This is a genomic window from Mycobacterium tuberculosis complex sp. N0072 (genome assembly GCF_030323725.1).
Classification (GTDB): domain Bacteria; phylum Actinomycetota; class Actinomycetes; order Mycobacteriales; family Mycobacteriaceae; genus Mycobacterium; species Mycobacterium tuberculosis.
Genome location: NZ_CP040689.1, coordinates 2935303 through 2960923, shown reverse-complemented (window position 1 = coordinate 2960923; position 25621 = coordinate 2935303). Strand labels below are relative to the sequence as shown.

Here is a 25621-nt window from a genome sequence, read left to right as displayed (position 1 = left end):
GCTTACGGTCGTCGACGTGCGCCCCGATAGCATGGTCGCGATCGTTTCGACACGTCCAAGCCTTGGAGACCGACCCGATGAGCGCCCCCGCACAACCCGCCCCGGGAGTCGATGGCGGCGACCCGTCGCAAGCCCGAATTCGGGTTCCTGCCGGGACCACCGCGGCCACCGCCGTCGGCGAAGCGGGTTTACCGCGGCGCGGTACGCCCGATGCGATCGTCGTCGTGCGCGACGCCGACGGCAACCTGCGCGACCTGAGCTGGGTGCCCGACGTCGACACCGATATCACGCCGGTGGCCGCCAACACCGACGACGGTCGCAGCGTGATCCGCCATTCGACCGCGCACGTGTTGGCCCAAGCCGTCCAAGAGCTGTTTCCGCAGGCCAAGCTCGGCATCGGACCACCCATCACCGACGGCTTCTACTACGACTTCGACGTGCCCGAGCCGTTCACGCCCGAGGACTTGGCGGCGCTGGAAAAGCGGATGCGCCAGATCGTCAAGGAAGGCCAGCTGTTCGACCGGCGGGTCTACGAATCCACCGAACAGGCCCGCGCCGAGCTGGCCAACGAGCCCTACAAGCTGGAACTCGTCGACGACAAATCGGGTGACGCCGAGATCATGGAGGTCGGCGGTGACGAGCTCACCGCCTACGACAACCTCAACCCCCGCACCCGCGAGCGCGTCTGGGGCGACCTGTGCCGCGGACCGCACATCCCGACCACCAAACACATCCCGGCGTTCAAGCTCACCCGCAGCTCGGCCGCCTACTGGCGGGGCGATCAGAAAAACGCCAGCCTGCAACGGATCTACGGCACCGCGTGGGAATCCCAGGAGGCGCTCGACAGGCACCTGGAGTTCATCGAAGAGGCGCAGCGCCGCGACCACCGCAAGCTGGGTGTCGAGCTGGACCTGTTCAGCTTCCCCGACGAAATCGGTTCCGGCCTAGCGGTTTTCCACCCCAAGGGCGGCATCGTGCGTCGCGAACTGGAGGACTACTCGCGGCGCAAGCACACCGAGGCGGGCTACCAGTTCGTCAACAGCCCGCACATCACCAAGGCCCAGTTGTTCCACACCTCGGGACATCTGGACTGGTACGCCGACGGCATGTTCCCCCCGATGCACATCGACGCGGAGTACAACGCCGACGGCTCGCTGCGCAAACCCGGCCAGGACTACTACCTCAAGCCGATGAACTGCCCGATGCACTGCCTGATCTTCCGCGCGCGCGGGCGATCCTATCGGGAACTGCCGTTGCGGCTCTTCGAGTTCGGCACGGTGTATCGCTACGAGAAGTCCGGTGTGGTGCACGGGTTGACCCGGGTGCGTGGGCTGACCATGGACGACGCGCACATCTTCTGCACCCGCGACCAGATGCGCGACGAGCTGCGGTCGCTGCTGCGGTTTGTGCTCGACCTGCTCGCCGACTACGGCCTCACCGACTTCTACCTCGAACTGTCCACCAAGGACCCGGAGAAGTTCGTCGGCGCCGAGGAGGTCTGGGAGGAAGCCACCACCGTGCTGGCCGAGGTGGGCGCCGAATCCGGGCTGGAGCTGGTGCCCGATCCAGGCGGCGCGGCGTTCTACGGGCCCAAGATTTCAGTGCAGGTCAAAGACGCGCTGGGCCGCACCTGGCAGATGTCGACCATCCAGCTGGACTTCAACTTTCCGGAACGTTTCGGCCTGGAGTACACCGCCGCCGACGGAACCCGCCACCGCCCGGTGATGATCCACCGCGCGCTATTTGGGTCGATCGAGCGGTTCTTCGGCATTCTCACCGAGCACTACGCGGGGGCGTTCCCGGCCTGGTTGGCGCCCGTGCAGGTGGTCGGCATCCCGGTCGCCGATGAGCACGTCGCCTATCTGGAAGAGGTTGCCACGCAACTGAAGTCGCACGGGGTGCGGGCCGAGGTGGACGCCAGCGACGATCGGATGGCCAAGAAGATCGTGCACCACACCAACCACAAGGTGCCGTTCATGGTGTTGGCGGGTGATCGTGACGTCGCCGCCGGCGCGGTGAGTTTCCGGTTCGGTGACCGCACCCAAATCAACGGTGTGGCCCGTGACGATGCGGTGGCGGCCATTGTCGCCTGGATCGCTGACCGCGAAAATGCGGTTCCTACAGCGGAACTGGTGAAAGTGGCCGGTCGTGAGTGACGAGGACCGCACGGATCGGGCCACCGAGGACCACACCATCTTCGATCGGGGTGTCGGCCAGCGCGACCAGCTGCAGCGGTTATGGACCCCCTACCGGATGAACTACCTGGCCGAAGCGCCAGTGAAGCGTGACCCCAATTCCTCGGCCAGCCCTGCGCAGCCGTTCACCGAGATCCCGCAGCTGTCCGACGAAGAGGGTCTGGTGGTCGCTCGTGGCAAGCTGGTCTACGCCGTGCTCAACCTGTACCCGTACAACCCCGGGCACTTGATGGTGGTGCCCTATCGTCGGGTATCCGAACTCGAGGATCTCACCGATTTGGAGAGCGCCGAGTTGATGGCGTTCACCCAGAAGGCGATTCGCGTGATCAAGAACGTGTCGCGTCCGCACGGCTTCAATGTCGGCCTGAACCTAGGGACATCGGCGGGCGGGTCGCTGGCCGAGCACCTGCACGTGCATGTGGTGCCACGGTGGGGTGGCGATGCGAATTTCATCACCATCATCGGGGGCTCCAAGGTGATTCCGCAGCTGCTGCGCGACACCCGTCGGCTGCTTGCCACCGAGTGGGCTCGGCAACCATGAACAAGCTGCCCTTCCTGTCCCGGGCGGCGTTCGCCCGGATTACCACCCCGATCGCCAGGGGACTGCTGCGGGTCGGCCTCACGCCGGACGTCGTCACCATCCTGGGCACCACCGCGTCGGTGGCGGGAGCGCTGACGCTGTTCCCGATGGGCAAGCTGTTCGCGGGTGCGTGTGTGGTGTGGTTCTTCGTGTTGTTCGACATGCTGGACGGGGCGATGGCCCGGGAGCGCGGGGGCGGCACTCGCTTCGGCGCGGTGCTGGACGCCACCTGTGACCGCATCAGTGACGGCGCGGTGTTCTGCGGTCTGCTGTGGTGGATAGCGTTTCACATGCGCGACCGACCGCTGGTGATCGCGACCTTGATCTGTCTGGTCACCTCGCAGGTGATCTCTTACATCAAGGCCCGGGCGGAGGCCAGCGGGCTGCGCGGCGACGGCGGCTTCATCGAACGGCCGGAACGGTTGATCATCGTGCTGACCGGCGCCGGGGTGTCGGACTTCCCGTTTGTGCCCTGGCCGCCGGCGTTGTCGGTGGGGATGTGGCTGCTGGCCGTCGCCAGCGTGATCACCTGCGTGCAGCGGTTGCACACGGTCTGGACTTCACCCGGAGCCATCGATCGGATGGCGATTCCTGGAAAGGGCGACCGGTGATTGCCGGCCTTAAGGGCTTGAAGCTGCCCAAAGATCCGCGCAGTTCCGTGACGCGCACCGCGACCGACTGGGCGTATGCGGCCGGCTGGATGGCCGTACGGGCGCTGCCAGAGTTCGCCGTACGCAACGCATTCGACACCGGAGCGCGCTACTTTGCCCGCCACGGCGGGCCCGAGCAGCTGCGCAAGAACCTGGCCCGCGTCCTGGGTGTGCCGCCAGCCGCGGTGCCGGACCCGCTGATGTGCGCCTCGCTGGAGTCCTACGGGCGCTACTGGCGTGAGGTGTTCCGGCTGCCGACGATGAACCACCGCAAGCTGGCCCGCCAGCTCGACCGCGTGATCGGTGGACTGGATCACCTGGACGCGGCGCTGGCCGCGGGCCTCGGTGCCGTGCTGGCGTTGCCGCACAGCGGCAACTGGGATATGGCCGGGATGTGGCTGGTGCAGCGGCACGGCACCTTCACCACCGTCGCCGAGCGCCTAAAACCCGAATCGCTGTACCAGCGCTTTATCGACTACCGCGAAAGCCTGGGATTTGAGGTGCTGCCGCTGTCCGGCGGCGAACGGCCGCCGTTCGAGGTGCTCTGTGAGCGGCTGAGGAACAACCGAGTGGTCTGCCTGATGGCCGAGCGCGATCTCACCCGCACCGGTGTTGAGGTCGACTTCTTCGGCGAGCCCACCCGGATGCCGGTGGGGCCGGCGAAGCTGGCGGTCGAGACCGGTGCGGCATTGCTGCCCACACATTGCTGGTTCGAGGGCCGCGGCTGGGGTTTCCAGGTGTATCCGGCGCTGGATTGCACCAGCGGTGACGTCGCTGCCATCACACAGGCGCTGGCCGACCGCTTCGCGCAGAACATTGCCGCCCATCCCGCGGATTGGCACATGCTGCAGCCCCAGTGGCTGGCCGACTTATCCGAATCGCGGCGGGCGCAACTGAGGTCCAGATGAGGAAAGCCTGATGCGGATCGGCATGATTTGTCCGTACTCGTTCGACGTCCCGGGCGGGGTGCAGTCGCATGTGCTACAGCTTGCCGAGGTGATGCGCACCCGCGGCCACTTGGTCAGTGTGCTCGCGCCGGCCTCCCCGCATGCCGCACTGCCTGATTACTTTGTCTCCGGTGGTAGGGCGGTTCCGATTCCCTACAACGGCTCGGTGGCCCGGCTGCGGTTCGGTCCGGCGACCCACCGCAAGGTCAAAAAGTGGCTTGCGCATGGTGATTTCGACGTACTGCATCTACACGAGCCGAATGCGCCGAGCCTGTCGATGCTGGCCCTGAACATTGCCGAGGGCCCGATTGTGGCGACATTTCACACCTCGACCACCAAGTCGCTGACGCTGACGGTGTTCCAGGGCATTCTGCGGCCCATGCACGAGAAGATCGTCGGCCGGATCGCGGTGTCCGACCTAGCCCGGCGCTGGCAGATGGAGGCGTTGGGATCCGATGCGGTGGAGATCCCCAATGGGGTGGACGTTGATTCCTTCGCCTCGGCAGCGCGGCTGGACGGGTACCCGCGCCAGGGTAAAACGGTGTTGTTCCTGGGTCGCTACGACGAGCCCCGCAAGGGCATGGCCGTTTTGCTCGACGCGCTGCCGAAGGTGGTGCAGCGGTTTCCGGATGTCCAGCTACTGATCGTCGGCCACGGCGACGCCGACCAGTTGCGCGGCCAGGCGGGCCGTTTGGCGGCGCACCTGCGCTTTCTGGGTCAGGTGGACGACGCCGGAAAAGCTTCGGCGATGCGCAGCGCCGACGTCTACTGTGCGCCCAACACCGGCGGTGAGAGTTTCGGCATTGTGCTGGTCGAAGCGATGGCCGCCGGCACTGCGGTGGTGGCCAGCGACCTCGACGCCTTCCGGCGTGTGCTGCGCGACGGTGAGGTCGGGCACCTGGTGCCGGTGGACCCGCCAGACTTGCAGGCCGCCGCGTTGGCCGATGGACTGATTGCGGTGCTGGAGAACGATGTCCTGCGGGAGCGCTATGTGGCGGCCGGCAACGCGGCCGTCCGCCGGTATGACTGGTCGGTGGTGGCCAGCCAGATCATGCGAGTGTACGAGACGGTCGCCGGGTCGGGCGCCAAGGTTCAGGTGGCCAGCTGATGACGTGGCTGGTCCTGGCCGGCGCAGTGCTGCTCGTTGTGCTGGTTGCGTTCGGCGCCTGGGGATATCAGACGGCCAACCGGTTGAACCGGTTGAACGTGCGCTATGACTTGTCGTGGCAGTCGCTGGACAGCGCGCTCGCGCGACGAGCGGTGGTGGCACGTGCGGTGGCGATCGACGCGTACGGCGGTGCCCCCCAGGGCAGTCGGCTGGCCGCCTTAGCCGACGCCGCGGAGGGCGCGCCCCGGCATGCGCGCGAGAATGCGGAGAACGAGCTTTCGGCCGCGTTGGCGATGGTCAACCCCGCGTCGCTGCCCGCGGCCCTGATCGCCGAGTTAGCCGACGCGGAAGCCCGCGTCCTGCTGGCCCGCCGCTTCCACAACGACGCCGTTCGCGACACCCTCGCTCTGGGGGAACGACGGCTGGTGCGATTGCTGCGGCTTGGTGGAACCGCTGTGCTGCCAACCTATTTCGAGATCGTCGAGCGACCCCACGCATTGGTGCACGGCGATCAGGGTGCGTCCGGTCGCCGCACCTCGGCGCGGGTGGTGCTATTGGATGACAGCGGTGCCGTGTTGTTGCTGTGCGGATCGGATCCGGCGAACCCGGCGTTTCGGGACGGCGCGGCGCCGAAGTGGTGGTTCACCGTCGGGGGCCAAGTGCGACCGGGTGAGCGGCTGGCCCAGGCCGCCGCCCGGGAGCTGGCCGAAGAAACCGGTCTGCGGGTGGCCCCGGCCGACATGATCGGACCTATCTGGCGACGCGACGAGGTCTTCGAGTTCAACGGGTCGCTGATCGACAGCGAGGAGTTCTACCTGGTGCACCGGACGCGTCGGTTCGAGCCTGCTGTGCAGGGGCGAACCGAGTTGGAACGCCGCTATATTCGCGATGCCCGCTGGTGTGACGCGAACGACATCGCGCAGCTGGTGGCGGCGGGCGAGCGGGTGTACCCGTTGCAACTAGGCGAGCTGTTGCCGGCAGCCAACCGGCTGGTGGACGTCGCGCTGGACAACGGAGCCGCGCGCGATGCCGGCGTTCCTCAGCCCATCCGCTGACGTGCACGGTTTGTGGACCGCTTAGAAAAGTCGGGGTAGCGCCGGCTGCCACGGCGGCGGCAGCCCCAGTCCGGACAGGGCGTCGTTGACGCCTTGCACGGCGCCTTGCTGCAGGTCCGCGGCCACCTCGGCCCAATCGACGTCCGGAAACAGTCCGAACGGGCTGGGCACGTCCTGGTGGGCGGTGCGGTCATAACCCAACTCGACGAGCACCCGCAAGTCCGGCTGGATGAGGTCGGCAAGCGGGTTTCCCAGCAGGGGGATAGCACGCAGCGGGACCAGCAGCGGCAGATCTTGGCTGGGCAGCAGGATGTAGGTGGTCAGGACGTCCGGTGAGGACACCGGTTGAACCACGCCCGAGGCAAGATCGGGCGGCAACGCAATCAACCCGGAGTGCAGGAAAAGGATGCCCGCGATCGCGTTGGCGGTCGCGAAGACATTCAGCGGGTATTTGGGGAAGTCGTTGACGCCGTCGTACTGGAACGCGTAATCGACGGTGGGGTAGGCGTCGGCGGGCGTCGCGCCGGACAATGTGAAACCCAACTGCGGTATGGAGAAGCCAAAACGCGTAAGAATGCCACCGTCGGGCCGGTTGGGATTGCCGGTCAACGTAAAGGACAATTCGTCGAGACCCGGACGCAGGTGTGCTGGCAGGGATTGCAGATAGCGCATTTCGAAGGTGGCTATCGTGGCGCTTTGGGAGGTGCCGAAGACGACGACTTCGTTTCCCGCCGCGAGTTGCGCCATGATCGCGGTGTGCAGATTCGTTACGCCCTGGGCCACGGAGACGTCATAGGTCAGGCTATTCAGCCCGGTGAATGGGAAAAACTGCGATGGCGTTTCCAGGAACGTAGCGGTGTATCCGGGATGCACGGGGGTGATGAACCGCGCAGCGTACTCGAGTAAGGGGATGTTGGGCAGCGGCAGTAGGCTGTCGGTGCCGCCCATGACCAACGCGGTTACTCCCGGGCCGCCGTTGCCCACCACCAAGACGTCGGGGTTGGCAGGCTTGCCGAAGCCGATTTGTCCGTTGCCGGTGATGCCGATGCCGATATTCCAATTGCCGGTGTTCCCAATGCCGAGGTTTCTGTCGCCGATATTCCCGATGCCGATGTTGGCGTCGCCTCGATTTCCGAAGCCGATGTTTGCGTTGCCAATGTTGTCGTTGCCGATGTTGCCGACGCCCACATTTCCGCTGCCCAGGTTCCCGCTAGCCAACTGGGCCAGCACGTTTTGCAGCTGCTGCTGCAAACCCTCTTGAATAGGCGCCAGCTGCGTGGCCACCGCCGACGCGGCGGAGTGATAGCCGAACATCGCGGCCACGTCCTGGGCCCATATCTGCTCGTATTCAGCCTCCGCGGCCGCGATCGCCGGGGCGTTCTGGCCCAGCAAGTTGGCTGCCACCAGCGACGCCAGCCGTGTCCGGTTGGCCGCGACCATCGCTGGAGACACGGTGGCCGCCAGCGTCGCCTCGAACGCGCTCGCCGCTAGCCGCGCCTGGCCGGCCGCCTGCGCGGCCTGACCCGCCGCCGTGTTCAACCACCCCACATACGGGCTGGCCGCGCGGGTCATCGCCAGCGACGCCGGACCATGCCACGCGTCGCCCGCCAACCCGGTGGTCACCGACGCGAACGAGCCCGCCGCGGCATGCAACTCCTCGGCCAACCCGTCCCAGGCCGACGCCGCCGCCAGCATTGGGCCCAGGCCCGCACCGGCGAATATGCGCGCCGAATTCACCTCCGGCGGCAAAACGGCGAAATTCATCGCTGTGTACTTTCTCGGTTGGCCGTTATCGGTTGGCCACCACCGCGGCGGGTATCCCCGGTGACCGCGTCGTCACGGGTCAGCGGGCATTCCGGTCAAAGACTCTATGGCATGTCCGGCAAGATCTGCGAGGTTCCGTCAAACTTCGCCCGCGAGGTGGCCAGACTCGACGATCAGGGTTGCAACCGTTCCAGCCGGCCATTGGCGACGCGGATTCGGTTGTGCATGCGGTTCTCCCGGCCCTGCCAGAATTCCACGATTTCCGGAGCGATGCGGTAGCCGCCCCATCCTGGGGGCACCGGGATCTGGTCCTGGTCGGCGAAGCGACGCGTCACCTCGGCGAGCTGGTTATCGAGCTGGGCGCGAGAACCGACCGGGCGCGACTGCTGCGAGGCCCACGCACCCAGCTGCGCGCCCCGGGGGCGCATGGACCAATACGTGAATATCTCCTCGGTGCTGACCTTGCTGACTGGGCCCTGTACGTGTGCCTGGCGACCTAGCTGGTACCAGGGAAAGGTTGCCGATGCGTATGGTGTCACGGCGAGCTGCTCGCCTTTGGCGGAGGTGTAGCTGGTAAAGAACGCGACACCGGACTCGTCCAGGATTTTGCAAAGTACCGAACGGGTCACCGGTTTTCCGTCGGCAACGGTGGCGAGCACCATCGCGTTCGGTTCACTCACTCCGGCGCGTTGTGCATCGTTCAACCAGCGCCGCAGCAGCGTGAGCCAGCCGTCGTCGAGCCAGTCGAAGTCCAGATCTCCGCAGCCATCCTTCTCCGGGCCGTATTCGCCACGCATCCTTGCCAATTGGTCTTTATCGATCGCGACCATTTGGGCGTCATCGTCCATTCCGGCCTCCGGTGCTGCACGGCTGAGGGATTCGTAATTTACCAATCGGCGTCCTGGCCACGCCCCTGAGTGGCTAGCAGACCGGCGCGGTAGCGGTCGTATCGTAGTGGGGACAAGAGGAGGCACCATGGATCCTGCAGGTAACCCAGCGACCGGTACGGCGCGGGTCAAGCGCGGCATGGCCGAGATGCTCAAGGGCGGCGTCATCATGGACGTTGTCACCCCGGAGCAGGCCCGCATCGCCGAGGGCGCCGGTGCGGTTGCGGTAATGGCGTTGGAAAGGGTGCCCGCCGATATCCGCGCCCAGGGCGGGGTGTCGCGGATGAGTGACCCCGACATGATCGAGGGCATCATCGCCGCGGTCACCATCCCGGTGATGGCTAAAGTGCGCATCGGCCACTTTGTCGAGGCGCAGATCCTGCAGACGTTGGGCGTCGACTACATCGACGAGTCCGAGGTGCTGACGCCCGCTGACTACGCCCACCATATCGACAAGTGGAACTTCACGGTGCCTTTCGTGTGTGGGGCGACCAATCTCGGTGAGGCGTTGAGGCGCATCAGCGAGGGAGCGGCCATGATCCGGTCCAAGGGCGAGGCCGGGACCGGAGACGTCTCCAACGCGACCACACACATGCGGGCCATCGGTGGTGAGATCCGCCGGTTGACGTCGATGTCGGAGGACGAATTGTTTGTCGCGGCAAAAGAATTGCAAGCGCCCTATGAACTCGTTGCCGAGGTAGCTCGGGCGGGCAAGTTGCCGGTCACACTGTTCACCGCCGGGGGTATCGCCACGCCCGCCGACGCGGCGATGATGATGCAGCTTGGCGCCGAGGGCGTCTTCGTGGGTTCCGGTATTTTCAAGTCCGGCGCCCCTGAGCACCGCGCCGCCGCGATCGTCAAGGCCACCACGTTCTTCGACGATCCCGATGTGCTGGCCAAGGTGTCGCGCGGGCTGGGCGAGGCGATGGTGGGCATCAACGTGGACGAGATCGCTGTCGGTCATCGGCTCGCCCAGCGCGGCTGGTGAGAACCCGCGACGAGCAGACGGTCATCGCGTGTCGATCGAAGAGATCCTTGATCTTGAGCAACTTGAGGTCAACATCTACCGAGGAAGCGTGTTCAGCCCCGAATCGGGCTTCCTGCAACGCACTTTCGGTGGTCATGTAGCCGGCCAGTCGCTGGTGTCGGCGGTGCGCACCGTCGACCCGCGGTACATGGTGCACTCGCTGCACGGCTATTTTCTTCGGCCTGGAGATGCCAAGGAGCGCACGGTTTTTCTGGTCGAACGCATCCGCGACGGTGGATCGTTCTGCACCAGGCGGGTCAACGCAGTCCAGCACGGGGAAACCATATTCAGCATGGCGGCGTCGTTCCAGACCGAACAGGAGGGCATTACCCACCAAGACGTTATGCCAGCGGCGCCGCCGCCCGACGGCCTGCCGGGGTTGAACTCGATCAAGGTTTTCGATGATGCCGGGTTCCGGCAGTTCGACGAGTGGGACGTGTGCATCGTGCCCCGGGAGCGCCTGCGGCTTTTGCCGGGCAAGGCTTCCCAGCAGCAGGTGTGGCTTCGCCACCGTGACCCGTTGCCCGACGACCCGGTGTTGCACATCTGTGCACTCGCCTACATGAGCGACCTCACGCTGCTGGGATCGGCACAAGTCAACCACCTCGATGTGCGCGACCAGCTGCAGGTGGCATCGCTGGACCATGCGATGTGGTTCATGCGACCCTTCCGCGCCGACGAGTGGTTGCTGTACGACCAGTCGTCGCCGTCGGCCAGCGGCGGTCGTGCGCTGACTCGGGGCGAGATTTTCACACGGTCCGGGGAGATGGTCGCGGCGGTCATGCAGGAGGGGCTGACCCGCCACCGGCGCGGTCACCGGTCGGTGGGGCAGTGAGCGGGCTGTGAGCGTTCCACGGGTCGGGGTGCTGGCGCTGCAGGGCGACACCCGGGAGCACCTGGCTGCGCTGCGCGAATGCGGGGCCGAGCCGATGACGGTGCGGCGCCGCGACGAACTTGACGCGGTGGACGCGCTGGTCATCCCGGGCGGGGAATCCACCACGATGAGCCACCTGCTGCTCGACCTCGACCTGCTGGGACCGCTGCGGGCCCGGCTCGCCGATGGGCTTCCGGCCTATGGTTCGTGCGCGGGCATGATTCTGTTGGCCAGCGAGATCCTGGACGCCGGTGCGGCAGGCCGCCAGGCGCTGCCCCTGCGTGCGATGAATATGACGGTGCGGCGCAATGCTTTTGGAAGTCAGGTTGACTCGTTTGAAGGCGATATCGAGTTCGCTGGTCTAGACGATCCGGTGCGCGCGGTGTTCATCCGGGCGCCATGGGTTGAGCGAGTCGGTGACGGTGTGCAGGTGCTGGCCCGCGCGGCGGGGCACATCGTCGCGGTGCGCCAGGGTGCGGTGCTTGCCACCGCGTTTCATCCGGAGATGACCGGCGATCGCCGCATTCATCAGTTGTTCGTCGACATCGTCACCTCCGCGGCGTGAGCAGTCGCAAAAGCACCCGTTTCAGGCCGAAATTTGGAGCTTTTGTGTCTGCTCGTGCCGGTTGGCTCGCCGCCCACAACCCCCACGTAGACTCGTCTGGCGAACGAGCAACAGAAGAGGTAAATCACTGCGATGAGCGGCCATTCCAAGTGGGCCACCACCAAGCACAAGAAGGCCGTCGTCGACGCCCGCCGCGGCAAGATGTTCGCCCGGCTGATCAAGAACATCGAGGTGGCGGCGCGTGTCGGTGGCGGTGATCCGGCCGGCAACCCCACGCTCTACGACGCGATTCAGAAGGCGAAGAAGAGCTCGGTTCCCAACGAGAACATCGAACGGGCCCGCAAGCGCGGCGCCGGCGAGGAGGCCGGCGGCGCCGACTGGCAGACCATCATGTACGAGGGCTACGCGCCCAACGGGGTGGCGGTGCTGATCGAGTGTCTGACCGACAACCGCAATCGCGCCGCCAGCGAGGTGCGGGTGGCGATGACGCGCAATGGTGGCACCATGGCCGATCCGGGGTCGGTGTCCTACCTGTTCTCCCGCAAAGGCGTGGTGACCCTGGAAAAGAACGGCTTGACCGAAGACGATGTGCTGGCGGCTGTTCTGGAAGCCGGTGCCGAGGACGTCAACGACCTGGGCGACAGTTTCGAGGTCATCTCCGAGCCCGCGGAACTGGTCGCGGTTCGTAGCGCTTTGCAAGATGCCGGCATCGATTACGAATCGGCCGAGGCCAGCTTTCAACCCTCGGTCAGCGTGCCCGTGGACCTGGACGGCGCACGGAAAGTGTTCAAGCTCGTCGACGCGCTAGAAGACAGTGACGACGTGCAGAACGTGTGGACCAACGTCGACGTGTCCGACGAGGTGCTGGCCGCCCTCGACGACGAGTGAGCACTGCGGGGCTTGCGCTGTCACTTGGCCAGGAGCCGCAGCTCGATTCCGCCGTACTGGGTGAAGGCGGTGTCAGTCGTCACCAACTCGAATCCACCGGTAAGTGCGAAAGCAGCTAGGTAGGCATCCATCCAAACCTTGGGCGCCGGCGACTGGCGAACGGCGAAGGCTCTCCACTGGGCCTCCAAACCATCAGGTTCGGCGCCGGCCAGCACGATGCGGTCGTCATCCAGGAACGCGGCATAGGCCGCCCACGCTTCGCGGTTGGTCAGTGGTGGGCTGCCATACGCGCCCAGCACCGTCCGATTCGTCAACAGCCGAAGGAGCGACTGTTGGGTTGCGCGGCAAAAGTGGATGACTCCGGGCGCGTTGATGGTGTCTAGCCATGCGCGCGAGGCCCTGTGGTGCACGTGTCCGGAAAGCGCCAACGCCAGCCAGATGTTGGTGTCACAGAGCAGCATCGTCGTGTCCGGACCACCACTGGGCCTCCTGGTCGAGCAAGGCCGCGGCAACACGCTCCGGCGTCATTTCTTGTTCGCGGGTAGCCGCGCCACCGCAATGCACCAGGGGAAGCTGCACGCGCCGCGGCGTTGGGATTGGAGCCCCGCTGTGCGTCTGGGACAGACCGGATCTGAGCAGTTCGGTCACGACATCTTTCATCTTGCGGCCCTGCTGCGCCGCGCGGACCTTGATAGCGCGCATCAGTTCATCAGGCAGGTCGAGCGTGGTCTTCATTTACCCAGCATACTGTTTTTATGCTTTTATGGCCGGGCTACGAGCGGGCCCCGGTTCCGTTCGGAACCCGTGCTGCGTTGTGCAAACCCTGGCCGCCCTAGATGGGTGCGCTAGTCCCAGCCGTGCCGCATGTCCTCAACAATGTGCGGATTGTCCAGGGTCGACGGGTCCAACGTGCGGGGCCGGATGTCGCCGGAAAACACGGTCGCGGCCTCGAGCACCTGTTGGTCCAGGAAGCGCAGTGCAGGGGCAGTGCTCGGCACAGCGGGGGTGGGCGCGATGTCTGTAAGGCGTGCCAGGGCGAATCCCCAGTCGCCGAAGGTGGGCACGTGCACGTGGTAGGGCGTGACGGCATACCCGGCGGACCGGATCGTGGAGATGATGCGCCAGAACGCAGTCGGGGTCGAATACGGGCTGCCTGCCTGCACGACCATGAGCCCGCCGGGCGCGAGCGCGCGGGCGGCGAGTGCGTAGAACTCGGTGGAATACAGCCGACCCAGCACGGGAGTATCGGGGTCGCGAAGGTCGACGATCACTGCGTCGAAGCCAGCCGGGGGGACCGCGGCGCCGCGTAGCCAGCTCATGGCGTCGTCGATCACGACGTGTACGCGCGGGTTGTCCAGCGAACCGGCGTTGACGTCGCGCAGGGTGGTGCGCGCCAGTTCGATGACCGCGGGGTCGAGTTCCACCTGCACGATCTGCTCGATGCCGGGTTGGCGCAGCAGTTCGCGGGCTGCCAGTCCGTCGCCGCCACCGAGCACCAGCACCGAACGCGCGCCATCGGAGACTGCCGGGTAGACCAGGCTTTCGGTGTAGCGGTATTCGTCGCGGGTGCAGAACTGCAAACCTCCGTCCAGGTAGAGGCGCAGGTCATCGCCGCGGCGGGTGACCACGATTTCCTGGTAGGCGCTGTGTCGGTAGGCGATGATCGGGTCGGCGTAGAGCTGTTGGCGGCCGGTGGTCTCAATGTCGTGGGAATGCACCAGCAGTGTGGCGATCAGCCCGAGCGCCGCGGCGAGCGCGCATAAGGCGGTCACCAGTTGCCGGCCGGACACGACGTGGCGCAGCAGGAAGATCGACACAACCCCGGCGGCCGCCAGATTGACGATGCCGGTGACCGCCGCACCGCGGATCATCCCTAACTGCGGCAGCAGCAGGAATGGCCAGGCCAGCCCGCCGACCAACGCGCCCAGATAGTCGGCCGCGTTGAGGTTGGCCAGGGTGCGTCCGGCATCGGCGGCCCCTGCCACGCGGCCGCGCTGCAACAGCGTCATCAGCAGCGGCACCTCGGCGCCGACCAGCCCGCCGATCAGGGCGGTGCCCACCGCAAGAACCAGCGTCGACCCGTCGAGCTCGTCCAGGAACGCGAACGCCGCATACAGCGCCGCCGCGGACAATCCGCCGATGATGCCCAGCACCGCCTCCACGGCGATGAACGCGATGGCCGCGTGTGCAAGTAGCGGCTTGATCAGCAAGGCGCCTGCTCCCAGCGCGGCTATGTAGCCCGCGACGATCAGGGAGGTGGCCACGATCCCGCCGCCGTTCAGGCTCGCCGCCAGTGTCAGCAGCGCGAGCTCGTAAACGAGACCGCAGGCCGCGCACGCCGCGACCGCGGCCAGCAGCACGGCCCGCCACCGTACCGAAGCTTCGGTGGCTTCGCCCGCCTGCCGGGTGGACGTCATGACAACGCGGCGGCGATTACCCCCGCTACCGCCAGCAGCATGACGGCGGTAGCGAACACCGCCGGATGCAGCGCAGGTGCGTCGATGTGCTCACGGAATCGCCCCGGCACCGCGATCTCGAGGATCACCAGTGCCACCCCCTGCAGCGCGACACCGACGATTCCGTACACCGCCACGCCGATCAGGCCCTGGGCCAGCTGATTGGAGCTGGCGTAGATGGCGGCGATGGTGACGATGGCCAGCGCCACATACATTGTGGCGGCCAGAACCACGGCGTTGGGGCGGCGGTCGATGAACACTAGGCGACGCAGATCGCCCGGGGTCAACAGGTTGACCATCAGAAAGCCTGCGACTAGCACGGCGGCGCCCACTAGGAAGTACAAGACGGTGGCCACCACCCCATGCAGGATCGGGGTAAGGCTGATGGTCCCGAAATCGACTCCGGCCTGATACATGACTCTCTCCTTTGCGTCATCGCCTTACTTGCTGCCGCCAGGACCGCCCGGGCTGCCCCCCGAACCGCCCGACGGGGACCCAGGGGTGAATCCAGGGCCCAGGAAGACATATGCGCCGTGGTTATATCCGGCGCTGAGGTTTTCGACGCGGATGATGCACGGATAGGTGCCGTCGGGTCCGACCGTCACGATGTTGTTGCGGTAACGCAGGTACTCGGTGTCGGTATGCGACGCGCGCGCCGCCGGGGTCTGGTACTTGACGAGCGTGGTGGCCACCTGTTTGGGCGATCCGGTGCACAGGTATCGCGTTCCGTTCACGTCACGGGATTCTTGGCGATAGTGCGAGGCGATATACGAGCCAACGTCCCTGTTCAGCAGCGTGATTCCAGAGATCAAGGACACGGCGGCGGCAACCGCCAAGATGCCGGCAACCAGGAACAGGCGGTTGCGGCTCATGGACGCCATCGGCTCGTCGTGTGGACCACCGTCCCGCCGGACGCGCTCGGGTACAGATGCCAAGTCCGCCAACGCCACCCGGTTCCATCGGGTTCGGCGGCGAGTGCGGTCAGCGCGGCGTCATCACCGGGAAACACACCGCCCAGCCACCCGGTTGCCCGCGTGCAGCGTTCACGCAGGTGGCGCGCGAGTCGCCGAAACGCCGCCTCGTCGTGCGTCTCGGTATGGGATTGGAGGTGGTAGCCGGGTGCGTGGGTGGACTCGGGCAGATCGCCGCCCCGGCTGCGGGCCACGCAGGAGACTTCCTCGCAGAAGCGTCCCTCGACGGTGACGACATGCGACGCGCCGAGGACGCCGAGCTGCAGTGCGCTGCCGTCGGTGTGGGCCAGTCGGTGGGTGGCCAGTGGCCGCGGCGCGGGTGCGTTCAGCACGAGTCCAAGCAATGCCCCTGATACGTCCACCGGCGCTATGGCGAGCTGATGAAGTGGCACCGATTCGGCCCTATGCCGAGACTGGGGGCGCGGGGTAGACGGTGAGCTCGCCGGCCAGTACGGACTTGCCGGTCGCTATCTCCCATCCCATGTCCGGTGCCCAACGCTCGAATGACAGCAGCATGGACTCGTCGGCCCCCTGACCGGCACTGGCGCAGTCGACGTAGTCCATCTCACCGCCGGCCGGCAGGCCCGTCGTGCCCTCGGTGGTATATCCGGCGTGACCGCGCTCGGTCTCCTGAAACGTCACGCCGTCGATCACGTGCTGGCCACCGGGCTGCAAGCCCAGATCGGTGCGTTTCACCCACATCGCAAGCTCGAGACGCCCGTCGTCCTCTTGCACGCTCAGCCAGGTTGGCGTGTCGCCGCCTTCCAGCAAGTGTTCCCACCACACGAAGGGACCCTCGCGAAAGGTGACTGATCCGCGGACCACATAGTCGATGCCACCGTGGCTGACAATTGCGCCGGGTCCGAGTTGGCGGGGGCCGAATTGCGGCATTGCGTCGAAGGCCAGCGGATCCCGGCGCCCGCCCGGCGTGGCTGGTGTTTTGGGCCGCCGGATGGCCACGACGAGAACGACGATGGCGGCGATGAACAGCGCCACGGCAATCACGACCAGCAGATTTCCCACGCATACCCTCTCGTACCGCTGCGCCGCGGTTGGTCGATCGGTCGCATATCGATGGCGCCGTTTAACGTAACAGCTTTCGCGGGACCGGGGGTCACAACGGGCGAGTTGTCCGGCCGGGAACCCGGCAGGTCTCGGCCGCGGTCACCCCAGCTCACTGGTGCACCATCCGGGTGTCGGTGAGCGTGCAACTCAAACACACTCAACGGCAACGGTTTCTCAGGTCACCAGCTCAACCTCGACCCGCAATCGCTCGTACGTTTCGACCGCGCGCAGGTCGCGAGTCAGCAGCTTTGCGCCGGCAGCTTTCGCCGTGAAGCCGACCAGGGCATCGTAGGTTGCGCCACCGGTGACATCGTGCTCGGCGAGGTGGTCGGTCAAGCCGCGATATGAGCGGGCATCCAGTGCCAGGTAGTTGCTGGAGGTGATGTCCGCCAAGTAGGCGTGGACGGCAACAGGGGCAATACGATGCGGCGGTGGTAGCCGGGTCAAGACCGAATAGGTTTCCACAGCCGCGTGCGCGATCAGATGGACGCCACGGTTGAGCGCGCGCACGGCGGCCTCGTGCCCTTCGTGCCAGGTCGCGAATCCGGCAACCAGCACGCTGGTGTCTGGTGCGATCACCGCCGTGTGCGATCGAGCGTTTCCCGAACGATTTCGTCGGTCAACGGGGGTAGGGGACGTTCTGGCCGTGCGACGAGAACCGAGCCTTCCCGAACGAGTTCGACACCGGTCGGGGCCGGCTCAATCTCGATGCGCCCATCGCGCTCGGTGATCTCCACCTGGTCGTTCCCGCGCAAGCCAAGGCGCTCGCGAATCCGCTTGGGAATCACCAGACGTCCTGCGACATCGATGGTTGTTCGCATGGTAGGAAATTTACCATCGCACGTTCCATAGGCGTGTCCTGCGCGGGATGTCGGGACGATCCGCTAGCGTATCGAACGATTGTTCGGAAATGGCTGAGGGAGCGTGCGGTGCGGGTGATGGGTGTCGATCCCGGGTTGACCCGATGCGGGCTGTCGCTTATCGAGAGTGGGCGTGGTCGGCAGCTCACCGCGCTGGATGTCGACGTGGTGCGCACACCGTCGGATGCGGCCTTGGCGCAGCGCCTGTTGGCCATCAGCGATGCCGTCGAGCACTGGCTGGACACCCATCATCCGGAGGTGGTGGCTATCGAACGGGTGTTCTCTCAGCTCAACGTGACCACGGTGATGGGCACCGCGCAGGCCGGCGGCGTGATCGCCCTGGCGGCGGCCAAACGTGGTGTCGACGTGCATTTCCATACCCCCAGCGAGGTCAAGGCGGCGGTCACTGGCAACGGTTCCGCAGACAAGGCTCAGGTCACCGCGATGGTCACCAAAATCCTTGCGCTGCAAGCTAAACCGACACCGGCCGACGCGGCCGACGCTTTGGCGCTGGCGATCTGTCACTGTTGGCGGGCGCCGACGATCGCCCGGATGGCTGAGGCCACGTCGAGGGCGGAAGCACGAGCAGCGCAGCAGCGTCATGCGTACCTAGCCAAGCTGAAGGCCGCCCGATGATCGCCTCGGTCCGCGGTGAGGTGCTCGAGGTGGCGCTTGACCATGTGGTGATCGAGGCCGCCGGTGTGGGCTACCGAGTGAACGCGACACCGGCGACGCTGGCGACGTTGCGGCAAGGCACCGAGGCCCGGCTGATCACCGCGATGATTGTGCGCGAGGACTCGATGACGCTGTACGGGTTTCCCGACGGGGAAACCCGCGACCTATTCCTGACGCTGCTGTCGGTCTCCGGCGTTGGGCCCCGGCTGGCGATGGCGGCACTGGCCGTGCACGACGCTCCGGCGCTACGGCAGGTGCTGGCCGACGGCAACGTCGCCGCCCTGACCCGGGTGCCTGGGATCGGCAAGCGGGGCGCCGAACGCATGGTGTTGGAACTACGCGACAAGGTTGGGGTGGCAGCCACCGGCGGCGCACTCTCGACCAACGGCCACGCGGTGCGCAGTCCCGTGGTCGAGGCTCTGGTCGGCCTGGGCTTTGCGGCCAAACAGGCCGAGGAGGCCACCGATACGGTGCTGGCCGCCAACCATGACGCGACGACATCCAGCGCGCTGCGGTCTGCCTTGTCGTTGCTGGGGAAGGCCCGATGACCGAGCGGTCCGACCGCGACGTTTCGCCCGCACTCACCGTCGGAGAGGGCGACATCGACGTCAGCCTGCGGCCGCGCTCGTTACGCGAATTCATCGGCCAGCCCCGGGTCCGCGAACAGCTGCAGCTGGTCATCGAGGGAGCCAAAAACCGCGGCGGCACACCGGATCACATTCTGCTGTCCGGTCCGCCGGGCTTGGGCAAGACGTCGTTGGCGATGATCATCGCCGCCGAGCTGGGGTCCTCGCTGCGGGTGACGTCGGGGCCGGCGTTGGAACGCGCCGGTGACCTGGCGGCGATGCTGTCCAACCTGGTCGAGCACGACGTGTTGTTTATCGACGAGATCCACCGCATCGCCCGGCCCGCCGAGGAGATGCTGTATCTGGCGATGGAAGACTTCCGCGTCGATGTGGTGGTCGGCAAAGGTCCTGGGGCCACGTCGATTCCGCTGGAGGTCGCGCCGTTCACCCTGGTCGGGGCGACTACCCGGTCGGGCGCGTTGACCGGCCCGCTGCGCGACCGGTTCGGCTTCACCGCGCACATGGATTTCTACGAGCCCGCCGAGCTGGAGCGGGTGCTGGCCCGCTCCGCCGGAATTCTGGGTATCGAGCTGGGCGCCGACGCCGGCGCCGAAATCGCCCGCCGTTCTCGGGGAACGCCGCGGATCGCCAACCGGTTGTTGCGCCGGGTGCGTGACTTCGCCGAGGTGCGCGCCGACGGCGTCATCACCCGCGACGTCGCCAAGGCCGCACTGGAGGTCTACGACGTCGACGAGCTGGGTCTGGACCGGCTGGACCGAGCGGTGCTCTCGGCGCTGACCCGCAGCTTCGGCGGTGGTCCGGTGGGTGTGTCGACGCTGGCGGTGGCGGTCGGGGAGGAGGCCGCCACGGTCGAGGAGGTGTGCGAACCATTTCTGGTGCGCGCGGGTATGGTCGCGCGCACCCCGCGCGGCCGGGTGGCCACCGCCCTGGCCTGGACGCACCTGGGCATGACGCCACCGGTCGGAGCGAGTCAACCGGGGTTGTTCGAGTAGTGCGCTGGAGGACCCGCTACGACGGTCCGTTCGCGCCGTTGGCGCCAAAAAGGATCCCGCCGCTGCCGCCGGTGCCGCCGGTGCCGCCATTGACGCCGTTGCCGCCGTTGCCGCCGAAGCCGACGAACGACGGGGCAAAGGAGCCGTTGGCAATGACCCCGGCGTTGCCGCCGTTGCCGCCATTGGCAGGCATGGCGCCGTTGCCGGCGTTGCCGCCGTCCCCGCCGACGCCGATACTAAACAGGCCGCCACCGTCACCGCCGTCACCGCCATTGCCACCAAGTCCAACGACTGTGGCGCCGCCGGCACCGCCGGCACCGCCGGCGCCCAGGCCGATCAGCGCGGCGCCCTGGCCGCCCTGGCCGCCCAGACCGCCGACGCCGTTGCCCACGTTGACGGCGAACCCGCCGATGCCGCCGCCGCCGCCGGCGCCCAGGCCGATCAGCGTGGCGCCCGTGCCGCCCGCGCCGCCCGCGCCCCCGGTGCCGTTGGAGCCGCCACCGAGGCCGCCGAAACCGCCGACGCCCGTGCCGATGAGCACAGCGCCGGCGCCGCCCAGGCCGCCGTCGCCGCCGGTACTTTCGCCGAAGCCGCCGAGGCCGCCGGAGCCGCCCTGGGCGTAGCCGATCAGGGCGCTGCTGTCACCGCCGGCGCCACCGTCACCGGCGTTGGATCCGATTGCGGTACCGGCACCACCGTTGCCACCGTCACCGCCCAGGCTGAACAATCGACCTCCCGCGGTGCCGCCGGCGCCACCGTCACCGCCGTTGTTGTTGCTGGTGCCGCCGGCGCCGCCATCACCGCCCAGGCCAAGGAATAGACCGCGGCCAGCGCCGCCGGCCCCGCCGGTGCCGCCGACGTCTTCGCTCGATCCGCCGACGCCGCCGGCGCCGCCGACGCCAAAGAGCGAACCGCTGGCGCCGCCGTTGCCGCCGGCCCCACCGTTTCCAAAAGCAGCGAAACCGCCGGGCCCGCCGTTGCCGCCCCAGCCGATCAATGGGGCGTCGCCGCCGGCCCCGCCGGCTCCACCTGTGCCGGCAGGAACGTCCGTTGGGCCGCCGGGACCGCCGGCGCCACCGTTGCCGAGCAGCCATCCGCCGGCGCCGCCGGCCCCGCCGGCAGCACCGGCCCCACCGGCGCCACCATTGCCGCCGTTGCCGATCAGGCCCGCGGAACCACCGGCGCCGCCGGCCACCCCGGCGGTCGTTTGGGAGAAGCCGTTGCCGCCGTTGCCGTACAAAATCCCACCATCACCGCCGTTGGGGCTGGCCGCTGTTCCATTCGCGCCATTGCCGATCAGGGGACGCCCGAACAACGCCTGGGCGGGCGCATTGATCACGGCCAACAGATTCTGTTCCAACGCCTGCGCCGAAGCGTTGGCCGCCTCGGCGCTCGAATAGGCGCCACCGGCGGCGTTCAACGTTTGCACGAAGCTGTGATGAAATGCCGCGGCTTGAGCGTTCAGCGACTGATAGTGCGTGGCGTAATCACTGAACAGCCTTGCGATAGCCTGCGATACCTCGTCGGCTCCGGCCGCCAGCACCGAGGTCGTGGACGCCGCTGCCGTCGCGTTTGCCGCACTCAGCGATGTGCCGATATTCGCGACATTCTGCGCCGCCGTCGCCAGCATCTCTGGAGCTGCCGTGACAAACGACATCAGCCACCCTCCCAACCCGTCATGTGACACATGTCACGCGCCCTGATGATCAAGACTCTTTCAGAGGGCCTCCGTCGGGGTCTGCCATTTTTCGCGCTTCTTACTGCCTTCTCATAGGCGAACTGGGCGTAACGGGCTGCTTGGTTACCCGGCGCCGCGGCGGCCAGGCCCGATCACAGCAGCCCGAGCAGTCGCAGGTTGCTGATGTACTTCGCGATGATCGCCGCCGTGAGGTGCGGAATGTCTTTGTCCGGACCGATTTTCGCTTCTTGGACGGCAGCGCGGAACTGGTCGGTGGGCGCGATTGACCCGCATATCGGCTTTGCAGGCTCTCGGTAGTTGTGCAGCAAGGGCAGCAGCGAGGCGTGGCGCTGGCGATCCGGCAAGGCACGCAGCGAAGTCTCGAACCGCTGCAGCCACTCGCCGTAGTCGGCGATCCGCTGGATCGTGCAACCGGACCCGCTAGTTGGGGAGTTGAGCCAGTCGACGAACTCGTCCAGCCCGATGCCGTCGTCGTAGGGGTTCATCACGTGGTAGGTGACAAAACGGTCCGGGCTATGTGTCCCAAGGGTGCAAATGGCTTCTGCGACGAATTCGACCGGCAAGCCGTCATAGTGGGCGCGTTGCCGATTGCCGTGCGCATCCAGCTCATAGAACGAACCGGGTGCGATGCCGGTAGCGGCCAGGCTCAGCATCAGCCGGGTGAACATGTCCGGCAGGTTGAGCTGACCGGTATAGCTGGTGTCGGCCAGGATCATGTCGCAGCGGAAGACCGTCACCGGCAGGCCGCACTGCTCGTGAGCTTCGCGCAGCAGCACCTCGCCGGCCCACTTGCTGTTCGCGTAGCCGTTGGCGTAGCTGTCGTCGATCCTGCGGGTCGGGCTGATGGCCCGGATGTCGGCGTCCTCGGTGAACGCCTCCGGCGGGATCTGCTCGCCCACGGCGATCGTCGAGGTGTAGATGTATGGCTTGCGCTTGCCGGTCAGCGCCAGCCGAAGCAACTCGGCGGTGCCCGCCGCGTTTGGGCCGAACAGCTGGCTATACGGCAGCACGTGGTTGACCAGGGCCGCGGGGTCCACGATCAGGTCCACCGTGTCGGCTAGCCGCTGCCAGGTGACCCGGTCCAGGCCCAGGTCGGCCTCGCCCTTGTCGCCGGCGAGCACCTCGAGGCGGCCGGCGCCCAATTCGCGGTAGTGCCGCACCAAATACGGGTCGCCGCTATCGAACGTCGCGTCCAGCCGGGCTTGTGCTTCCTCGTCGGATCTGGCGCGGACCAGGCAGATCAGCTTGCCGTTGACCAGGTCCATGCGGTCGAGCCATTCCAGCGCCAGGTAGCGACCCAAAAAGCCGGTGGCGCCGGTCAGCAGTACGGTGCGCACTTGGGCGCTCGGTGCCGGCAGGTTCGGGGCTGCGGCCAGGGTGGCAGCGTCGATGAACTTGTCCAGCGTGAGGTCGCTGGCGTGCACTTCCGTCGCGGAGCGACCGTGTATCGAGGCGAAGCTGGGTCGCCTGACGCCGGTGCGCGCTGCTTCGATGTGGTCGGCCAGGGCCCGCAGGTCGCTTGCCGGGCTGACAATGACACCCACCGGCACGTCGACGCCGAAGATCTCGTGCAGCAGGTTGGCCAACGACAGCGCCGAGAGCGAGTCACCACCCAGGTCGGCGAAGTGCGCGTCCGGCCGCACATCCGCAGCGGTAGAGCCCAGCAACGCAGCCGCGGCACGGCACAGCGTCGGAAGCACCGGCGCATCGGGACCGCTTTGCCGCAGCTCGCGCAGCTCGTTGGATTGGCTATCGGCCAGCTCGGTATAGAGCCGCTCGAGACGTTCGCCATAGAACTTCTTCAACTGCGGGCGTGCCAGCTTGCGGATGCCGGTGAGCAGGCCGTTCTCCAGGGTGAACGGCGTGGTTTCGATGATGAAGTCGCGTGGAATCTCGTAGGATTGCAGGCCGGCCGCCCTCGCTACCTCCTGCAGGGACTCGCTGATCACGGGCTTGAGATTCTCGATGCCATGGCGAGAAAGCGCGTCCCCGGACGGGACAACCACCGCCAGCGGGTAGGCCCGGGCACTGTTGCCGTAGATGAAGATCTGTCGGACCAGCGGGCTGTCGCCGAACACCGCCTCGAGCTTCGACACGGCGATGAACTCGCCCTGGGAGAGCTTTAGCACGTTGTTGCGGCGGTCGAGGTAGACGAACTGGTCGGGGCCTACTTTGGCCATGATGTCCCCGGTCCGGTAGAAGCCGTCGGGGTCGAACACCTCGGCGGTGACATCCGGGCGCTGGTAGTAGCCGGGGAACATGGTTTGCGTCTTGACCAGCAGCTCGCCCCGGGGGTAGGGCTGATCGGTGCCGAAGTAGCCCAGCTCGGGCACGTCGACCAGCTTGTAGTCGATCACCGCGGGGCGCCGCACCATGCCGTCGTTCAGGACCATCCCGGCCTCGGTGGAGCCGTAACCCTCCACCAAATGCACGTCGGCCAGCAGGGACTCGACCCACGCCGTCATCTCAGCGGAGATCGGCGCGGAACCGGTCAGCGCCATGACAAACCGTCCGCCGAGCACGTTCTCCCGCAGCTCGGCCTTCACCTGCGCTTCCAGCGCCGCTCGATCGGCGCCGTCCACCAAGCGGCGGTCGACCTCGCTGTGGAACTCTGCGAACACCATGTCCCAGATGCGCGGCACGAAGCACAATTCTGTGGGCCGCACCAGGGCGAGGTCCTCGAACAGCGTCGACAGGTCGCTCTTGGCGACGAAGTAGGCGGTACCGCCGTTGGAAAGCGTCCCGTAGAGCACCTGACGGCCCCCGACGTGGCTCATCGGCATGAAGTTCAGCGTGATCGAGGGGTAACCGCTCGGCTCGAACCAGCCACTCGACTTGCGCCAGAAGCTCATCACCTGGCTCTCGCGATACATGGCGCCTTTGGGTGCGCCGGTACTACCCGAGGTGTAAATCAGCAGCGCCAGCGCGTCGTCGGCGCTGTCGGCAATGGGTGTGGCCGGCAGCGCCCTGCCGCGTTCGATCAGTTCGGCAAGTGTGTCGATGGTCACCGAGCCGGCCAACCGAGCTCGGGCGGCTTCGACGGCCTCGCGGTGGGTGTCAACCTTGCCGTGGTAATCGAATACGACCAGCCGGGCCGGGGCGTGACCGGCCAGCACTTCGACGGCGTCGCCAAGATTGTCGATGCTGGTGGCGATCATCGTCGGCTCGGTCTCGGTGACGATCGGGCGCAACCCGGTGACCGGCGCACTGGTCTGCAGTGGAACCGACACGGCGCCCAACCGGATCAGCGCGATGTCGATGGTTGTGTAGTCGACGCTGTTGAAGCCCAGCACGCAAACCCGGTCGCCCGGCCGGATCGCGGGCTCAGCGCTCAACGCGGTGGCCAATGTGCCGGCGCGGGCCCACAGTTCGCGGTAGGTGATGGTCTCGAACCGCGGCAGTAGCTCGACCATGGTGCGGCCGCTGTCGGGGTCGGTGACGAAGCGGAGCGCACGCTGGCCGAGTGCCGGCCGATCGGCGTAGCCCTCCATGACCATACGGATGAGCTGTGGAAGCGCGACCCCGGGCTGGTCGATCGCCTGGGTGATCGCCTCGTTGGGACTGGCGGCGGCGAACTGGGCGTCGCTGGCGTATAGGTCCTCGACGCGGCGTGTCAGTCGCTGATCGTTGATCGACATGCGGTCACCTCGGCGTGCCGGAAAGGGTGGGAAATCGACGGCGCGGCGCTGCGCCCGACCAATAGAACGTTAGCTAAAGTAAATATATTACACAATGCAAGCCTGCTGCTGATCGGCTGTGAGATGCGGCACGGGATG

General features: G+C 66.7%; 26 protein-coding genes. 13 read left to right on the top strand and 13 right to left on the bottom strand.

Going from position 1 to position 25621, the window contains the following annotated elements; translation table 11 throughout:
* Window positions 1-77: 77 nt before the first annotated feature.
* Genes thrS through FF952_RS13850 form a run of 6 tightly spaced genes read left to right on the top strand, consistent with a single transcriptional unit; the run spans window position 78 to window position 6535 of the window.
* On the top strand, window positions 78-2156 hold the full coding sequence (gene thrS / locus FF952_RS13875; protein ID WP_003413486.1) for a threonine--tRNA ligase: 2079 nt from the start codon (window positions 78-80) through the stop codon (window positions 2154-2156).
* Complete coding sequence (locus FF952_RS13870; protein WP_003413484.1) at window positions 2149-2736, top strand: ATP adenylyltransferase; 588 nt, start codon at window positions 2149-2151, stop codon at window positions 2734-2736. The genes thrS and FF952_RS13870 overlap by 8 nt, the downstream gene beginning before the upstream one ends.
* Complete coding sequence (gene pgsA1 / locus FF952_RS13865; RefSeq protein WP_003903958.1) at window positions 2733-3386, top strand: phosphatidylinositol phosphate synthase; 654 nt, start codon at window positions 2733-2735, stop codon at window positions 3384-3386. The genes FF952_RS13870 and pgsA1 overlap by 4 nt, the downstream gene beginning before the upstream one ends.
* On the top strand, window positions 3383-4333 hold the full coding sequence (locus FF952_RS13860) for a phosphatidylinositol mannoside acyltransferase (protein WP_003900533.1): 951 nt from the start codon (window positions 3383-3385) through the stop codon (window positions 4331-4333). The genes pgsA1 and FF952_RS13860 overlap by 4 nt, the downstream gene beginning before the upstream one ends.
* A gap of 10 nt (window positions 4334-4343) precedes the next feature.
* Complete coding sequence (pimA, locus tag FF952_RS13855) at window positions 4344-5480, top strand: phosphatidyl-myo-inositol alpha-mannosyltransferase (RefSeq protein ID WP_003413478.1); 1137 nt, start codon at window positions 4344-4346, stop codon at window positions 5478-5480.
* Entirely contained in the window at window positions 5480-6535 is a 1056-nt protein-coding gene (locus tag FF952_RS13850) for an NUDIX hydrolase (RefSeq protein WP_003413475.1), read from the top strand. Before pimA ends, FF952_RS13850 begins: the two co-directional genes overlap by 1 nt.
* A 21-nt stretch (window positions 6536-6556) precedes the next feature.
* Here the strand turns inward: FF952_RS13850 and FF952_RS13845 are convergent, their stop codons facing one another.
* Window positions 6557-8299, bottom strand: a complete 1743-nt coding sequence (locus FF952_RS13845; protein ID WP_003899395.1) for a PE-PPE domain-containing protein — start codon at window positions 8297-8299, stop codon at window positions 6557-6559.
* Between the two features lie 173 nt (window positions 8300-8472).
* On the bottom strand, window positions 8473-9147 hold the full coding sequence (gene pdxH / locus FF952_RS13840; RefSeq protein WP_003413471.1) for a pyridoxamine 5'-phosphate oxidase: 675 nt from the start codon (window positions 9145-9147) through the stop codon (window positions 8473-8475).
* 127 nt (window positions 9148-9274) lie between these two features.
* Between pdxH and pdxS the strand changes: the two genes are divergently transcribed.
* The 4 genes from pdxS to FF952_RS13820 all read left to right on the top strand — a co-directional run bounded on the left by pdxS (window position 9275) and on the right by FF952_RS13820 (window position 12540).
* Window positions 9275-10174, top strand: coding sequence for a pyridoxal 5'-phosphate synthase lyase subunit PdxS (pdxS, locus tag FF952_RS13835; RefSeq protein WP_003413468.1), 900 nt, complete (start codon window positions 9275-9277; stop codon window positions 10172-10174).
* A 28-nt stretch (window positions 10175-10202) separates the two neighbouring features.
* Window positions 10203-11048, top strand: a complete 846-nt coding sequence (gene tesB, locus FF952_RS13830; RefSeq protein WP_003413466.1) for an acyl-CoA thioesterase II — start codon at window positions 10203-10205, stop codon at window positions 11046-11048.
* 7 nt (window positions 11049-11055) lie between these two features.
* Window positions 11056-11652, top strand: a complete 597-nt coding sequence (gene pdxT / locus FF952_RS13825; RefSeq protein ID WP_003413465.1) for a pyridoxal 5'-phosphate synthase glutaminase subunit PdxT — start codon at window positions 11056-11058, stop codon at window positions 11650-11652.
* 132 nt (window positions 11653-11784) lie between these two features.
* Entirely contained in the window at window positions 11785-12540 is a 756-nt protein-coding gene (locus tag FF952_RS13820; RefSeq protein WP_003413464.1) for a YebC/PmpR family DNA-binding transcriptional regulator, read from the top strand.
* Between the two features lie 20 nt (window positions 12541-12560).
* On the opposite strand, the gene FF952_RS13815 is transcribed toward FF952_RS13820, so the two are convergent.
* The 9 genes from FF952_RS13815 to FF952_RS13775 all read right to left on the bottom strand — a co-directional run bounded on the left by FF952_RS13815 (window position 12561) and on the right by FF952_RS13775 (window position 17853).
* A complete protein-coding gene (locus FF952_RS13815; RefSeq protein WP_003413460.1) occupies window positions 12561-13001 on the bottom strand; it encodes a type II toxin-antitoxin system VapC family toxin in 441 nt (146 codons plus the stop codon).
* Complete coding sequence (locus FF952_RS13810) at window positions 12988-13275, bottom strand: antitoxin VapB41 (protein ID WP_003413456.1); 288 nt, start codon at window positions 13273-13275, stop codon at window positions 12988-12990. The genes FF952_RS13815 and FF952_RS13810 overlap by 14 nt, the downstream gene beginning before the upstream one ends.
* Window positions 13276-13385: 110 nt before the next feature.
* Window positions 13386-14957, bottom strand: a complete 1572-nt coding sequence (locus tag FF952_RS13805; RefSeq protein ID WP_003899392.1) for a polyamine aminopropyltransferase — start codon at window positions 14955-14957, stop codon at window positions 13386-13388.
* Window positions 14954-15412: a DUF350 domain-containing protein gene (locus FF952_RS13800; protein ID WP_003413451.1), complete on the bottom strand. Its 459-nt coding sequence runs from the start codon at window positions 15410-15412 to the stop codon at window positions 14954-14956. Before FF952_RS13800 ends, FF952_RS13805 begins: the two co-directional genes overlap by 4 nt.
* A 24-nt stretch (window positions 15413-15436) precedes the next feature.
* A complete protein-coding gene (locus tag FF952_RS13795; RefSeq protein ID WP_003413445.1) occupies window positions 15437-15868 on the bottom strand; it encodes a DUF4247 domain-containing protein in 432 nt (143 codons plus the stop codon).
* On the bottom strand, window positions 15865-16359 hold the full coding sequence (locus FF952_RS13790; protein WP_003413444.1) for a DUF2617 family protein: 495 nt from the start codon (window positions 16357-16359) through the stop codon (window positions 15865-15867). The genes FF952_RS13795 and FF952_RS13790 overlap by 4 nt, the downstream gene beginning before the upstream one ends.
* A 10-nt stretch (window positions 16360-16369) precedes the next feature.
* Window positions 16370-16990, bottom strand: coding sequence for a DUF4178 domain-containing protein (locus FF952_RS13785; RefSeq protein WP_003413441.1), 621 nt, complete (start codon window positions 16988-16990; stop codon window positions 16370-16372).
* Between the two features lie 216 nt (window positions 16991-17206).
* Window positions 17207-17611, bottom strand: a complete 405-nt coding sequence (locus tag FF952_RS13780) for a type II toxin-antitoxin system VapC family toxin (protein WP_003413432.1) — start codon at window positions 17609-17611, stop codon at window positions 17207-17209.
* Window positions 17608-17853, bottom strand: coding sequence for an AbrB/MazE/SpoVT family DNA-binding domain-containing protein (locus FF952_RS13775; protein ID WP_003413429.1), 246 nt, complete (start codon window positions 17851-17853; stop codon window positions 17608-17610). The genes FF952_RS13780 and FF952_RS13775 overlap by 4 nt, the downstream gene beginning before the upstream one ends.
* 108 nt (window positions 17854-17961) lie before the next feature.
* On the opposite strand from FF952_RS13775, the gene ruvC reads away from it, so the two are divergent.
* From ruvC to ruvB, 3 genes are read left to right on the top strand one after another with little or no spacing between them, the layout of a single operon-like run.
* Window positions 17962-18528, top strand: coding sequence for a crossover junction endodeoxyribonuclease RuvC (ruvC, locus tag FF952_RS13770; protein WP_003413426.1), 567 nt, complete (start codon window positions 17962-17964; stop codon window positions 18526-18528).
* Window positions 18525-19115 carry a Holliday junction branch migration protein RuvA gene (gene ruvA, locus FF952_RS13765; RefSeq protein ID WP_003413421.1) on the top strand — a complete coding sequence of 197 codons (591 nt, stop codon included), beginning with the start codon at window positions 18525-18527 and terminating at the stop codon, window positions 19113-19115. Before ruvC ends, ruvA begins: the two co-directional genes overlap by 4 nt.
* Window positions 19112-20146, top strand: a complete 1035-nt coding sequence (ruvB, locus tag FF952_RS13760; RefSeq protein ID WP_003413416.1) for a Holliday junction branch migration DNA helicase RuvB — start codon at window positions 19112-19114, stop codon at window positions 20144-20146. The genes ruvA and ruvB overlap by 4 nt, the downstream gene beginning before the upstream one ends.
* Window positions 20147-20162: 16 nt before the next feature.
* On the opposite strand, the gene FF952_RS13755 is transcribed toward ruvB, so the two are convergent.
* Together FF952_RS13755 and car are read right to left on the bottom strand one after the other, a co-directional pair.
* Window positions 20163-21803 carry a PE family protein gene (locus tag FF952_RS13755; protein WP_014001344.1) on the bottom strand — a complete coding sequence of 547 codons (1641 nt, stop codon included), beginning with the start codon at window positions 21801-21803 and terminating at the stop codon, window positions 20163-20165.
* Between the two features lie 173 nt (window positions 21804-21976).
* Window positions 21977-25483 carry a carboxylic acid reductase gene (gene car / locus FF952_RS13750; protein WP_003413409.1) on the bottom strand — a complete coding sequence of 1169 codons (3507 nt, stop codon included), beginning with the start codon at window positions 25481-25483 and terminating at the stop codon, window positions 21977-21979.
* Window positions 25484-25621: the final 138 nt, after the last annotated feature.